The sequence below is a fragment of the Bacillus sp. FJAT-29814 genome (assembly GCF_001510715.1).
Taxonomy (GTDB): domain Bacteria; phylum Bacillota; class Bacilli; order Bacillales; family Cytobacillaceae; genus Neobacillus.
Genome location: NZ_LMTJ01000005.1, coordinates 817,959 through 830,830 on the forward strand (window position 1 = coordinate 817,959; position 12,872 = coordinate 830,830).

The 12,872-nt window shown below is 40.2% G+C and carries 13 protein-coding genes; 8 read left to right on the top strand and 5 right to left on the bottom strand.

All coding sequences use genetic code 11. From position 1 onward, the window contains the following. Positions 1-7 precede the first annotated feature (7 nt). Complete coding sequence (locus tag AR334_RS16505) at positions 8-931, bottom strand: MerR family transcriptional regulator (RefSeq protein WP_066313624.1); 924 nt, start codon at positions 929-931, stop codon at positions 8-10. A gap of 286 nt (positions 932-1,217) precedes the next feature. Here AR334_RS16505 and AR334_RS16510 point away from each other — a divergent pair, with 286 nt between their 5' ends. The 4 genes from AR334_RS16510 (at position 1,218) to AR334_RS16525 (ending at position 4,343) form a co-directional block, all read left to right on the top strand. Next, a complete protein-coding gene (locus tag AR334_RS16510) occupies positions 1,218-1,565 on the top strand; it encodes a hypothetical protein (RefSeq protein ID WP_066313625.1) in 348 nt (115 codons plus the stop codon). A gap of 167 nt (positions 1,566-1,732) precedes the next feature. Further along, positions 1,733-2,173, top strand: coding sequence for a hypothetical protein (locus AR334_RS16515; protein ID WP_066313626.1), 441 nt, complete (start codon positions 1,733-1,735; stop codon positions 2,171-2,173). Positions 2,174-2,291: 118 nt separating this feature from the next. Then, a complete protein-coding gene (locus AR334_RS16520; protein ID WP_066313628.1) occupies positions 2,292-3,794 on the top strand; it encodes an aminotransferase class V-fold PLP-dependent enzyme in 1,503 nt (500 codons plus the stop codon). Positions 3,795-3,851: 57 nt separating this feature from the next. Next, positions 3,852-4,343 carry a L,D-transpeptidase family protein gene (locus AR334_RS16525; RefSeq protein WP_066313630.1) on the top strand — a complete coding sequence of 164 codons (492 nt, stop codon included), beginning with the start codon at positions 3,852-3,854 and terminating at the stop codon, positions 4,341-4,343. A 61-nt stretch (positions 4,344-4,404) separates the two neighbouring features. Here the strand turns inward: AR334_RS16525 and AR334_RS16530 are convergent, their stop codons facing one another. Continuing rightward, positions 4,405-4,935: a YceI family protein gene (locus AR334_RS16530; protein WP_066313632.1), complete on the bottom strand. Its 531-nt coding sequence runs from the start codon at positions 4,933-4,935 to the stop codon at positions 4,405-4,407. 380 nt (positions 4,936-5,315) lie between these two features. Between AR334_RS16530 and helD the strand changes: the two genes are divergently transcribed. Beyond that, complete coding sequence (helD, locus tag AR334_RS16535) at positions 5,316-7,643, top strand: RNA polymerase recycling motor HelD (protein WP_066313638.1); 2,328 nt, start codon at positions 5,316-5,318, stop codon at positions 7,641-7,643. Between the two features lie 33 nt (positions 7,644-7,676). Here helD and AR334_RS16540 read toward each other — a convergent pair whose 3' ends face one another. Together AR334_RS16540 and AR334_RS16545 are read right to left on the bottom strand one after the other, a co-directional pair. Further along, on the bottom strand, positions 7,677-7,811 hold the full coding sequence (locus AR334_RS16540) for a BA3454 family stress response protein (protein ID WP_066313643.1): 135 nt from the start codon (positions 7,809-7,811) through the stop codon (positions 7,677-7,679). 332 nt (positions 7,812-8,143) lie between these two features. Continuing rightward, complete coding sequence (locus AR334_RS16545; RefSeq protein ID WP_066313645.1) at positions 8,144-8,374, bottom strand: hypothetical protein; 231 nt, start codon at positions 8,372-8,374, stop codon at positions 8,144-8,146. A 287-nt stretch (positions 8,375-8,661) separates the two neighbouring features. Here AR334_RS16545 and asnS point away from each other — a divergent pair, with 287 nt between their 5' ends. The 3 genes from asnS to AR334_RS16560 all read left to right on the top strand — a co-directional run bounded on the left by asnS (position 8,662) and on the right by AR334_RS16560 (position 10,996). Continuing rightward, positions 8,662-10,053 carry an asparagine--tRNA ligase gene (gene asnS, locus AR334_RS16550; protein ID WP_066313647.1) on the top strand — a complete coding sequence of 464 codons (1,392 nt, stop codon included), beginning with the start codon at positions 8,662-8,664 and terminating at the stop codon, positions 10,051-10,053. A 181-nt stretch (positions 10,054-10,234) separates the two neighbouring features. Continuing rightward, on the top strand, positions 10,235-10,606 hold the full coding sequence (locus AR334_RS16555; protein ID WP_066313921.1) for a DUF2089 domain-containing protein: 372 nt from the start codon (positions 10,235-10,237) through the stop codon (positions 10,604-10,606). Beyond that, the gene (locus AR334_RS16560) at positions 10,607-10,996 is read left to right on the top strand and encodes a hypothetical protein (RefSeq protein ID WP_066313648.1); all 390 of its coding nucleotides are present in this window, start codon (positions 10,607-10,609) and stop codon (positions 10,994-10,996) included. It abuts the gene before it with no gap. 351 nt (positions 10,997-11,347) lie between these two features. On the opposite strand, the gene AR334_RS16570 is transcribed toward AR334_RS16560, so the two are convergent. Beyond that, entirely contained in the window at positions 11,348-12,829 is a 1,482-nt protein-coding gene (locus AR334_RS16570) for an amino acid permease (RefSeq protein ID WP_066313655.1), read from the bottom strand. Between the last annotated feature and the right edge of the window lie 43 nt (positions 12,830-12,872).

The window sequence follows — 12,872 nt, forward strand, 5'->3', positions numbered from 1 at the left end:
TCAAAGGTTAATTCCAGAACTTCCACCATTTCTTATCCTTTGTTGCGGCAGCCTCTCGGAAATTAGAAAGCATGTCGCGGAATGCCGCCTCTCTTTGTCTAACATCATGCCGATACTCCTCGCGCTCCTCAATGAAAAATTCACGTTCCTTAATAATTGACTCTGACAGTTGGTTAATTTCGTTGTTAGTGTTGTCGATATAGGAAGTAAGTTTAGTTGAATTTTCATTTAATTGCTTCGTAAGAGAGTAAATTTCATCGGCAGTTTCAATTGAAACATTTTTAATATTATTGGCCAGGTATCGTAATTTGTCATTTGTGTCCACAGTTGCCTGTTTTAATGTATCGGTTATTTCCTCTAGCTCTACCTTGGTATTGGCGGAAGATTTATAGATGGAGTCCGACAGAGATTTTACGGTCAACAATGCCCCTTTGGAAATTTCCTTTTTGACCTCATCAATGACTTCTTTTCTGACTACCGATCTGATCTCTTCTTTTACTTCATGTAAAAAGGTCATTTTATACGTATCCATTGCTTCAAAAAATTGACTGGCCCCCGGCAAAGTGTTGCCGTTTGTGGAAACCTGTGATATCGGTTCGTCAACAATCTCAAGCGAAACCTCCGTAACACTCGTTTGGGAAACAGGAGGTTCTTCAAAGGTTTTTATATCCTCCTTTTGGGTTTCAATCGTCGATTCGGGGGGAGTTACTTTGTTTTGCAAAAACTCACGTATCATTTCCTTACTCGCCTTATTGGAATAAAGCTCCTTAATTTCGCATAATTGATTTATTTCCAAATCCGAATAAATTCTTGCCCCTTGTTTGGAGCGTGGTATCTCAAGCAATCCGGTTAAATCCTTTTCCCATTGCCGGATTATTCCGGGAGCAATATTTATTTTTTTGGCGGCTTCTTTTAATGTATAACTCTTCAAAAAAAATCATTCCTTTCTATTTATCTCGGAAATAATTCGCTATACCTTACTTATTCACCACTTCCTATGCACTTTTCCTGCAGGCTGACAAAAGCTCTCAAAACAAGACTGAAATCATGGAATAACAACATATTTCTTGAGAAAACAGTGGTTTTTCCGAAAAATAGCGAATGGACTCGCTAAACGGGGGGGATTCAGAGTGAAAAAGGATTGTAACTTGTCCGAAACTTTCATGTAAACTATTGCCGCTATAATAGATAAATAAGGTTATAGGGTAGGTGTAAACATGGAAGAAACATTGGTCAAATCCTATCTGCAGAAATCATTGGACGAGTGGAAACAAGATATTTTGCAGGTGCTTGAAGAAATAGAAACAGAATACGAAGAAATAGCCCAAGAATTAAAAGTCTATTCTTATAAATACGGGATTACAAAACAAGTAATCCAATCAACAGTCAATGAGGAAATAATTGAAAAAATCCGTGAAATGTACCACAAACCATTTGAGGAAAATTACAATCAGTTAAAAGAATACATACGTGATCTTGAGGAGAAAAAACGGGTTTTTCAAATGTTTATTCAAAAAATTGATGAAGTTACTCGAAAAGAATCAGCGAGAAGTACAACTTATTGAACAAAACAGCCTAATCGACATAAGGATTAGGCTGTTTTTTATGGGAAAATATCTTAAGGTTTTTGTAAGATTTGATTAATAAAAAAGAAACGATTGCTGACTAGAATAAAAATTAGATTAGAAATGGTGCTTGAGTAGCACAAATAAAATTAAAGGATGGGATAAAAATGAATAAAATGATGATATTAATGGCGGTGTTAATAGCATTTTTCACGACAGGATGTTCCGTACAACTAACTACACCCAACGGGCTTGACACAAAAGCAGATAAACTTTCAGCAAAGGGAGAAGAACTTCAGTACGAATTTGACAAAGCATTAGAGTTTGTAAATGAATTAGAAGACAAAAATACAATCAGTTCGAAAGACCAGAAAAAAGTGGAAAGTAAAATGGAACAGGTTATTGATGTTATTGATGAGTTCAAAGAATTAGAAGTCCCCGTTATGGGAGGGAAAATAAAGGATATTGCTGACAATAACTTGAAGCAACGAGAAGAGGTTCTTCACGCAATCCAAGAGAAGTCTGAAAAAGGGAATGTAGGAAAAGAAGATTTACACGAGTTGAAAAAAGCTTTATCGGCAGATTTTAGCATTAAATTTTTTAAATAAGTACTATGAGGCGCCTAGATGTGGAATGCCTCTTTTTTTGTTTAGGTTAACAGTTCCCATCAAAAATGTATTTGGCATATATTATGTAGCAAAGAAACAACTAGCGAGGTGGCAATACATGATCACCGCAAAATTAGGAAACAAAACGTACCGAATACCCGACAACCTTGAGAAATACTTTCAAAACTTTCGTGACCAGGTAATTGGGATCAATCAAGAATTTGAGTCACCTTATGGAAAAAAAGTAATTATTTATGCGGATTGGACTGCCAGCGGCCGGCTCTACCGCCCAATTGAACGAAAGATTTCCGAGGTATTTGGTCCTTATATGGCCAATACCCATACCGAATCAAATATTACCAGTTTGATGATGACCGGAATGTATAACCAATCGAAAAAGATCATCAAGGACCATGTTAATGCAGGTCCCCGAGATGTAATTATTCTTGATGGCTTTGGGATGACCTCGGTTATGAATAAGTTTCAGAGAATCCTTGGCTTACGGATACCCGAACAATGGAAACAACGGATTAAACTAGCTACAAAAGAAAGACCTGTTGTGTTTCTTTCGCACATGGAGCACCATTCCAATCAAACATCATGGCTTGAAACAATCGCGGAAGTGGTAATCGTCAATCCTGCAAAAGATGGCGGAATCGACTTGAAACATCTGAAACAGCTACTGTTAAAATATAAAAACAGGTCGATAAAAATCGGTTCCTTTACAGCCTGTTCCAATGTGACTGGAATCCAAACGCAGTATCATCAATTAGCCAAGATCATGCACCAACATGGCGGTCTGTGTTTTATTGATTTTGCGGCGTCGGCACCATATGTAAAAATTGATATGCATCCAAAAGACCCGTTAGAAAAACTGGATGCTGTCTTTTTTTCTCCTCATAAATTCTTAGGGGGACCGGGTACGAGCGGCGTTCTTATTTTTGACTCCAGATTGTATAAAAATCGAATTCCTGACCATCCCGGAGGGGGAACTGTTACTTGGACCAATCCTTGGGGTGGGCATCAGTACTATAAGGAAATTGAACTCCGGGAGGATGGAGGTACCCCAGGGATACTTCAAGCGATACGGACGGCCTTATGCATAAATCTAAAGGAGAAAATGGGCATCGAAAATATGTTGAATCGAGAAAAAGAACAGCTAGAACTTCTACTATCAAAATTGGAACGGGTACCGGGAGTTCACATTTTGGAAGGGGGTAGGAAGGATCGCTTGGGGATTGTCTCCTTTTACGTGGAGAACATCCATTACAATCTGATCGTCCGTTTGCTGAACGATCGATTTGGAATTCAGGTCAGAGGAGGGTGTTCCTGTGCCGGGACCTATGGACATTATTTACTTAATATTGATAAAACTGCCTCCAAAAAAATAACCGATAAAATTAATCAAGGTGATATGTCGGCAAAACCGGGCTGGGTCCGTTTCTCGGTACATCCCATAATGACAAATAAAGAAATCCACTTATTTGTAGAAGCGATGAAGGGAATTATTGAAAACATTGAGGAATGGCAAAAGGATTATATATATGATGCAGCCAGTAATGATTATTTTTATAGTAACTTTGTCAGACAGGACATGTCGCCGCTGTTTGAATTGGGTTAACACAGGCAACGCTTGGCGTGTCCGGGCATAATCTAATGAAAAAGGAGGGGTCCCTCCATGATTCACGCAGTTAGGGCTGGAGAAACCCTTTATTCAATTTCAATGGATTATCGGGTTAGTATTCAGCGCCTTCAGGCGGCAAACCCTGGCATTGGACATATGTTATATGTAGGACAAAAAATCGAAATTCCCGGGCTTCCTGATCCAAACACCATTCCATACGGGATTCAAGTATCGGTAGGCAAGCGAAGGTTGTCACTCTATCACAATGGTAAACTGGTAAAAATTTTCCCGGTTGCAGTCGGCAAAATAGTCTCAAGATCCCCAGTCGGTGAATTTGTTATTGTCAACCGCCAGTATAATCCAGGTGGTCCTTTTGGTGTATTATGGCTGTCTCTCTCGAAGCAAGGCTATGGCATTCATGGGACGAACGAACCTAGTTCAATCGGCAAAGTCGTTTCTCATGGCTGTATTCGAATGTACAACCGGGATGTACTCCAGATTGCTAACATAGTGCCAAATGGAACGAGAGTGGTAATTCAGCCCTAAAAGAAAAGAGGGTGTCAACGATGACACCCTCTTTCGCATGTTTTAAATTTTGTAAAGGAAATTAAGCTTTGGCCGCTTGGATTTGCAGATTGACTTTTACTTTGTCGCCAACCAATACGCCGCCAGTTTCAAGAGCAGCATTCCAAACTAGGCCATAATCGGAACGATTTAGAGTACCAGCTGCGCTGAAGCCAGCCTTTTCATTTCCCCAAGGGTCTTTTCCTTGACCTTCGAAAGTCACCGCGAATGTTTCTTGCTTAGTTACACCGCGTAGGGTTAAATCACCGGTTACATTGTACTCGCCTTCATCTGTTTTTTCGATGCTAGTAGATTTGAAAGTCATAGTAGGATGGTTCTCGACATCAAAGAAGTCTGCAGAAACAAGGTGACCGTCACGATCTTTATTTCGTGTATCCACGCTTGCAGTTTCAACAGAAAATGCAATGTTTGCTGTTGTCAAATCAGCAGGATCTGCCTCAATTTCGGCATTAAAGTTGTTGAATGTTCCTTTTACGTTTGCAATCATCATGTGACGAACAGAAAAATCTACGCTGCTGTGTGCCGGATCCAATACCCATTTTGTTTTTGCCATGTTAAAATCTCTCCCTATTAGTTTGAATTTGTTTATCTTGAATTTGAAATAACTAACTTCGAGATAAATTATATTATGCTGGCAGGCATGTTGTCAATCGTTTTTAATAATTTATTTTTTTATTTTTTCAAATACTACAATGGGCAGTTATAGGGATGTAATGTACTTGTAGTGGAGGAGGGAGGCAATAAAAAAACGCCCGCAGGCGTTTACTTTTTGGAAAAGAAAAAACTTGAATTTATGGATGGAGCATGATAAAATGACAGTTGGCACCATCTATAATTTGTTGATGCTGATTATAATATCCCTATTATAACATTAACATATTTAAGGTGCGATTGTCAACAGGTAAAGCCAAAATTTTTCTCGGGAGTGGTTGGATGAGCGATTTGCAAACCAAGGACTGGCAATTTGAACAGGAGCGAGTGAATTCGGTTGTAGCCGAGATTGAAAAGAAAATAGAAAAATTAACACGCAATGCCGGAAAGGTTGGTTCGGATGTCCTTGAGATACGAAAATCCTTCTGGGAGGATGTAACTGTCAATTTAGATGAACCCGATGACATTATTGAGACTTATGCAAGCATCAAGCAGCAAGCAGAGTTCCTCTCAGAACGGGAACGGACGCACCGACAGCACGACCAGCAACTCAAGACTCTGGAAAAATTAAAAAATTCACCTTATTTTGGTCGAATTGATTTCTTTGAGGAAGGGGAAAAAGCAACGGACAAAGTCTACCTTGGGATCGCCTCTTTCATGGATGAGCATGATGAAAATTTTCTGATTTATGACTGGCGTGCTCCCATTTCCAGCCTTTATTATGATTACTCCCCGGGGCCTGCGCAATATGAAACACTTGAAGGAACGATAAAAGGGGAAATGGAGCTTAAACGCCAATTTATCATCCGGGCGTCAGAGATTAAAGGCATGTTCGATACCGGGGTTACAATTGGGGATGAAATGCTTCAGGAAGTGTTGGGGAATAATGCAAGTACCCAAATGAAAAGTATCGTGGCGACCATCCAGCGCGAGCAGAATGCGATTATTCGCAATGAACGAAGCAAGCTGTTGATTGTTCAAGGGGTGGCCGGAAGCGGAAAAACGTCCGCGGCGCTGCAACGGGTGGCCTATTTATTATATCGCTACCGAGGTACATTGAATTCGGAAAATATTATGCTTTTCTCTCCCAACCCTTTGTTCAACAGCTATGTAGCCACTGTACTCCCTGAACTCGGAGAGGAAAATATGCGGCAGTCCACATTCCAGGAATACTTGAATCACAGATTGGCGCGGGAATTTGAAGTTGAGGACCCATTTGCGCAAATAGAATATTTATTAAGCGCGCCAAGAGATGGTGAGTACGATACAAGAGTTGCTGGTATCCGTTTTAAGGCCAGTCTTGATTTTAAAAAAGTCATAGATGACTTCGCTGCCGCCCTATCTAATTCTGGTTTACTCTTTAAGGATTTAACATTTAGAGGGAATGTATTAATTTCCAATCGGGAAATTCACGATTATTTTTATGCCCTGGATAAAAACTTTTCGATGCCAAATCGAATTCAGCTTGTTCAGGAGTGGCTCTTAAAAGAATTGAAGAAATGGGTTAAACGGGAACGGTCGCGGAGTTGGGTTGAAGAGGAAATACAATATCTTGAGAAAGAGGACTATATGGAAGCCTTCAAAAAACTCCAGCAAAAGAGCCGCTTTTCCGACAATACATTTGATGATTTTGAACGGGAAAAGCAGCTCTTAGCTCAAATGGTTGTCAAGGAAAGATTTAAGCCATTGTTTGCTGCAGTCAAGGGTTTAAAGTTTATTGATATTCCGGAAATCTATTTGACATTGCTTGAAACAGCGAGGGAGCTGAAAAGTAGCTTGCCTTCTGAATGGGAGAAAATCTCACGGCAAACAAAGGAAAAAATAAATGAAATGGTGATTCCTTACGAAGATGCTACGCCGTATGTATATCTGCAGGATTTGATCGAAGGTCGGAAATCCAATACCGCGATTCGCCATATTTTTATTGATGAGGCCCAAGATTATACACCGCTGCAATTTGCGTTCATCCAAAGATTATTTCCATATAGCAAAATGACACTGCTCGGTGACTTCAATCAGGCGATTTATTCAGGGGCAACCGGCGCCGGAACGGTGTTAACCGAATCAACCTTTGAAGAAAAGGACGTTGAAACCTTCGTTCTGACAAAAACCTATCGATCCACTAAGGAGATTGTGAAATTTACTAAAGAATTGGTACCTGGCGGCGGGGTGATTGAGCCGTTTAACCGCTCAGGTGCAAAACCGACTGTGATGTTTGCAGAAAGGAATGCCTTGGATGGGCGAATAATCGATAAAATAAACGAGCTCCAACAGCGCGGCTATCGCACAATCGCGGTAATTTGTCGGACCGAAGCCGAAAGCAGGCTTGCATTTGAAGCATTGAAGCACGAGGTTTCGCTCCATTTAATCGAGAAGGGGACTGTTTCCTACGAGAAGGGGATTCTTGTGATTCCGTCCTATCTTGCCAAGGGAATTGAGTTCGATGCAGTAATCCTTTATAACAGCTCGCAATACCGCACTGAAAGTGAGTGCAAGCTGTTTTATACCGTATGTACCCGAGCCATGCACGAACTATATATGTTTGCAACGGACGGATTGAGCCCGTTAATGTTAAACGTACCAGACAGTACATTTGAAGTGGCAAAATAAATGAAACTCGCCAATTGGCGAGTTTCATTTATTTTATTTTTGCCATTGTTTTTGGACTTGTTCAAAGGCAAGCCGAAGAATTTCTTCATCAGATGTATTTCTGTCTGTAATCACATTTGTTAAATAATTTAATCCTTCAAATGTAATAGCTACTTCTACCTGTACCATACGTGATCACCTTTCTTTCTGAGTAAAATTACACAACATTTCACAGTATTCGCTTTAACCAATTTTGATGACAAATTCTTTTTGTAATGAGTGGTAAGAGATGATTCGTAAAGGAGACTGCATAGATGTATGTTCAAAAAGCTGGAAAAAAGAAAGTGAAAAATATCCTTGGATTTTTGAGGGGGAGGACTGCTGTCCTGATTGATCTAAAGTTGCAAATAACAAAAAGCACCGCTTTTGGGAAATGTTAGGTTTTAATATTATAACATGGCACTTTGATTATATGTAGAGGGGTATTTTGTCAAAAAAAAGCTTCCTTTGTCAGGAAGCCTTTACACTTCTACGTTCATATACTCCTCAGCAAACTGTTGGACCAAATTTTTATCAAGATTATTTTTTCGTAATAGTGACTCCGCAACGACCAAGTGGGCTTGAACCGAAACATTTCTTTTTAAATCGCGAATTGAAAGATCGCCGTTTAACAATTTAATTGCTTTTTCTCTGATGTCTTGATTCTTCGATGAATGGTACAGAAGATAGGAAATACAAGTGATTTTATCCATTACCAACACTCCTCATCTATCAAGAATCGAACATTACTATATCCAATTCGACGACAATCTTGGATATCCTGCCATTTTTCAGGAAATTTCAGAAAATACTGTCGTGCAAGGAGAATTTGTTGAATATTGCTTATTTGTGCTGATTTTTATATAATATGGAAGGGATAAACACTTACGGTAACAACAGGGGAAATTACCTTTCGTCCCACTTGGGAGGAAAGGTTTTTTATTTAACCGCTGCGGGCGGTCTGTTGTGGAATTACGTACATAAATAGGAGGTAACTCAGGTGAAAGTGACCCTAATTAAGGATTTATACAGAAACACCGAAAGCTTCATTGATCAAAAAGTTCAAGTTTCCGGTTGGATTCGTACCATCCGCGATTCAAAAACGTTTGGCTTTATTGAATTAAATGACGGCAGCTTCTTCAAAAGTGTCCAGATTGTTTTTGAAGATAAATTAGAAAATTACAAGGACATAGCCAAGTTGCCGATCAGCTCGTCGATAAAGGTTGAAGGTGACTTTATTCATACACCAAATGCGAAGCAGCCTTTTGAAATTAAAGCAACGAATATTGTCATCGAAGGCACTTCCAATGTTGACTATCCTCTGCAAAAGAAGCGCCACACGTTTGAATACCTGCGGACAATTGCACATTTAAGGCCAAGAACCAACACATTTGCTGCTGTTTTCCGTGTCAGATCAATTGCTTCCTACGCGATTCATAAATTTTTCCAGGACAAAGGTTTTGTCTATGTCCATTCTCCGATTATCACCGGTAGCGATACCGAAGGCGCGGGGGAAATGTTTAGAGTAACATCACTTGATTTAAACAATCTTCCGAAAAATGAAGAAGGAAAAACGGACGATTCACAGGACTTCTTTGGCAGAGAAACGAATTTGACCGTTAGCGGCCAGCTTTCAGCCGAGTCTTTTGCGCTTGCATTCCGTAATGTTTATACGTTTGGGCCAACCTTCAGGGCGGAAAACTCTAATACAGCAAGACATGCAGCCGAATTCTGGATGATTGAACCGGAAATAGCCTTTGGTGAGCTGCCTGATATCATGGATTTGGCTGAAGATATGGTTAAATATGTAATTGATTATGTGCTGGAGCAGGCACCTGAAGAAATGAATTTCTTTAATAGCTTTGTTGAGAAGGGCTTATTGGATCGCTTGAACAATGCCCGTACAGCCGATTTTGGCCGGGTTAGCTATACAGAGGCGATTAACCTGCTTAAAGAGTCAGGAGAAGACTTTGGATATCCAGTTGAGTGGGGACTTGACCTGCAAACGGAGCATGAACGCTATTTGTGCGAAAAGGTATTCCAAAAACCAGTGTTCGTAACTGACTATCCAAAAGAAATCAAAGCTTTTTATATGCGCTTGAATGAGGACAACAAAACAGTGGCCGCAACCGACTTGCTTGTTCCAGGAATTGGGGAATTAATCGGTGGAAGCCAGCGTGAAGAGCGTGAAGACGTCCTTGCCGGCAAAATCAAAGAACTTGGCATGAACGAAGAGGATTATTGGTGGTACCTGGAACTAAGGAAATACGGCGGAACCAAGCATTCAGGCTATGGCCTTGGCTTTGAACGCCTAATCATGTACTTGACTGGAATGACCAATATCAGAGACGTCATTCCATTCCCAAGAACTCCAGGAAATGCAGAATTTTAATAACAGGAGGAAAACAGACTCATCTATTGAGTCTGTTTTTTTGTATTCTAACCTCGAAAAATTAATTTTAGTTTTAAAATAATTAATTTTTTAATTAAATTTTATCAAAAATATTAATTATCACTTTGATTTTAAGAGGAGATGGTGTATGATATGGTTAAGATTAGGAAAGGAGATCAAAATGGCATATCCATTACTCACAAATTGTCCCGTTTGCAGCAAGCAACTTAAAATTACCAAACTTCAGTGCAAGCATTGTCATACGACAGTGGAGAATGAATTTGAATTATCCAAGTTTGCCGCCCTTGGGCAAGAACAGTTGCATTTTATTGAGGTTTTCCTTAAATGCCGCGGCAGCATCAAAGAGGTTGAGAAAGAACTAGGTATATCTTACCCAACCGTTAGAGGAAAACTGGATGATATTATTACTGCTTTAGGTTACTCACCAGCAAAAAAACCGGAAGTGGATAAGAAAAAAATAGTATCCATGTTGGAAAAAGGCGAAATCACGGCTGAGGAGGCCATTACACTATTAAAAGAGGGGGAAGCATAAATGAAGGATGAAATTTCACGGGTGTTGACAATGGTAGAGGAGGGCAAGATTGACAAGGAAAAGGCAACAGAATTAATAAATGTACTGCAAGGAAAAGGAGAGCCGACAGTTCAATTAACGAAAGAAGAAATTTCCTACGGAAACAAAATGTTAAAAATCCGTGTTACCTCACATGAAGGGGACAACGTCAATGTCAACTTACCGATTAATTTGGTCAAGGCGGTATTGAAGGTAGGGTCAAGTATAGCAGAAAGAATTCCTCAAGCGGAAAAGTATGTGAAGGACATCGATGTAGATTTATTAATTGAAGCGATTGAAAACGAACTGGACGGACAAATTGTCGACATTACTTCCGCAAATGGCGATAAAGTCTTTGTGGTCATTGAGTAAGCAATGTTAAAAGTAAAAGTTAAACTGAAAGATAAGCGGTTTCAAATTCCGGTCCCTTATGTATTCTTGAATTTAATTAGCACCATTATTACGTCCAAAAGTTTAAATCATTTCATCAATAAAGCCATAGAAAAAGATGGTGAAAAGTTCACTTTACCTCAGATCGAACGAAGAGATCTTAAACCATTACTTGAGAGTTTGCCTATGTACAATGGCCTCACGCTTATTGAAACAAAATTAAAAGATGGCACAGAAGTATCGGTCAAGTTATGAAGCATAATTCCTTAATAGCGGAAATGCTTCTTTTTTTGCAAAAAAACAGCACGCCGGATTGGCGTGCGGTCATGATGATTAATTATTTAAGTCGCAATCTTTTAAAGGGATCAGCTTCGTTTTCTTTGTGAATTTATAACCAAGCCACACGATTAGGAACAATGGCAAGCCAATATAGGAAACCAAAACGCCGTTCCAATCGATATGGTCACCCATAAACGCCGAGTAGTTTTGCCCCAATACGACAAAAGCACAGACTGCAAACGCAAAGACTGGGCCGAATGGGAATAGTTTTGACCTATAAGGCAATTTATTTAAATCCTTGCCTTGGGCCACATAGGCCCTGCGGAAGCGATAATGGCAAACCGCGATTCCGAGCCATGCGATAAAGCCTGACATGCCGGATGCATTTAGCAGCCATATATATACTGTACCATCACCAAAGAATGAAGCTAAAAAGGCGAGCGTACCGACTAATGTGGTCGCTATTAGAGCATTTACCGGAACGCCCCGTTTATTTAATTTGCCAAGAAACTTTGGTGCCTTTCCTTGACGGGCTAAATCCCAAAGCATCCGGGTCGATGCATACATTCCTGAATTTCCTGCAGAAAGGACTGCCGTCAGGATTACAGCGTTCATAACTGATGCCGCAAAGGCAATCCCTGCTTTTTGGAATACAAGTGTGAATGGGCTGACCGATACGTCTCCATTGGCCAAGCTTTCATTTGTATATGGAATGAGCAGGCCGATGACTAAAATCGCCAGCACATAGAATAACAGGATTCGCCAAAACACAGTTTTAACAGCCCGTGGGATCGCTTTTTTCGGATCTTCCGTTTCACCGGCAGCAATACCTAAAAGCTCAGTTCCCTGGAATGAGAAGCCCGCTGCCATAAAAATTCCCAGCATTGTTATAAAGCCGCCATGGAATGGCGCGTCACCAATTGTAAAGTTTTTAAAGCCGACTGCTTCATTGCCCATAATCCCGAAAATCATTAAGGTGCCGGCAACAATAAAGACAATGACTGTGATTACCTTAATTAATGAGAACCAGTATTCCGCTTCGCCGAATCCTTTTACCGAAAGATAATTGAGCAAAAACATAATGACTAAAAAGATAGCGCTCCACATATAGGAAGGGGAGTCAGGAAACCAAAACTTCATAATCATCGTTACGGCAGCAAGCTCGGCAGCGATTGTAATTGCCCAGTTGTACCAGTAATTCCACCCTAGGGCAAATCCGAGGGAAGGGTCGACAAATTTTGTCGCATACGTACTAAAACTACCGGCAACCGGCATATAGGCGCCCATTTCCGCCAAGCCTTGCATTAAGAAATATACCATGATACCAATTATAAGATAAGATAGAATCGCTCCACCTGGTCCGGCGGTATGAATCGCGCCCCCGGTCGCAAGAAACAGTCCTGTTCCAATTGTGCCGCCCAGAGAAATCATCGTTAAATGGCGGGTTTTTAAGCTGCGTTTTAATTCATTATCACCTTGCTGAGGTGGAAGATTTTCAGTATAAACGTCTTCTTTTAATACACTTGATGTTTGCATCTTTTTAGACTCCTTTGAAATTTTTTAGGAAGGAGTTTGGAAT

Coding starts and splice junctions, on each gene's coding strand:
- AR334_RS16510 (WP_066313625.1), top strand. CDS start 1,218: ATGGAAGAAACATTGGTCAAATCCTATCTGCAGAAATCATTGGACGAG.
- AR334_RS16515 (WP_066313626.1), top strand. CDS start 1,733: ATGAATAAAATGATGATATTAATGGCGGTGTTAATAGCATTTTTCACG.
- AR334_RS16520 (WP_066313628.1), top strand. CDS start 2,292: ATGATCACCGCAAAATTAGGAAACAAAACGTACCGAATACCCGACAAC.
- AR334_RS16525 (WP_066313630.1), top strand. CDS start 3,852: ATGATTCACGCAGTTAGGGCTGGAGAAACCCTTTATTCAATTTCAATG.
- AR334_RS16530 (WP_066313632.1), bottom strand. CDS start 4,935: ATGGCAAAAACAAAATGGGTATTGGATCCGGCACACAGCAGCGTAGAT.
- helD (WP_066313638.1), top strand. CDS start 5,316: ATGAGCGATTTGCAAACCAAGGACTGGCAATTTGAACAGGAGCGAGTG.
- AR334_RS16540 (WP_066313643.1), bottom strand. CDS start 7,811: ATGGTACAGGTAGAAGTAGCTATTACATTTGAAGGATTAAATTATTTA.
- AR334_RS16545 (WP_066313645.1), bottom strand. CDS start 8,374: ATGGATAAAATCACTTGTATTTCCTATCTTCTGTACCATTCATCGAAG.
- AR334_RS16555 (WP_066313921.1), top strand. CDS start 10,235: ATGGCATATCCATTACTCACAAATTGTCCCGTTTGCAGCAAGCAACTT.
- AR334_RS16560 (WP_066313648.1), top strand. CDS start 10,607: ATGAAGGATGAAATTTCACGGGTGTTGACAATGGTAGAGGAGGGCAAG.
- AR334_RS16570 (WP_066313655.1), bottom strand. CDS start 12,829: ATGCAAACATCAAGTGTATTAAAAGAAGACGTTTATACTGAAAATCTT.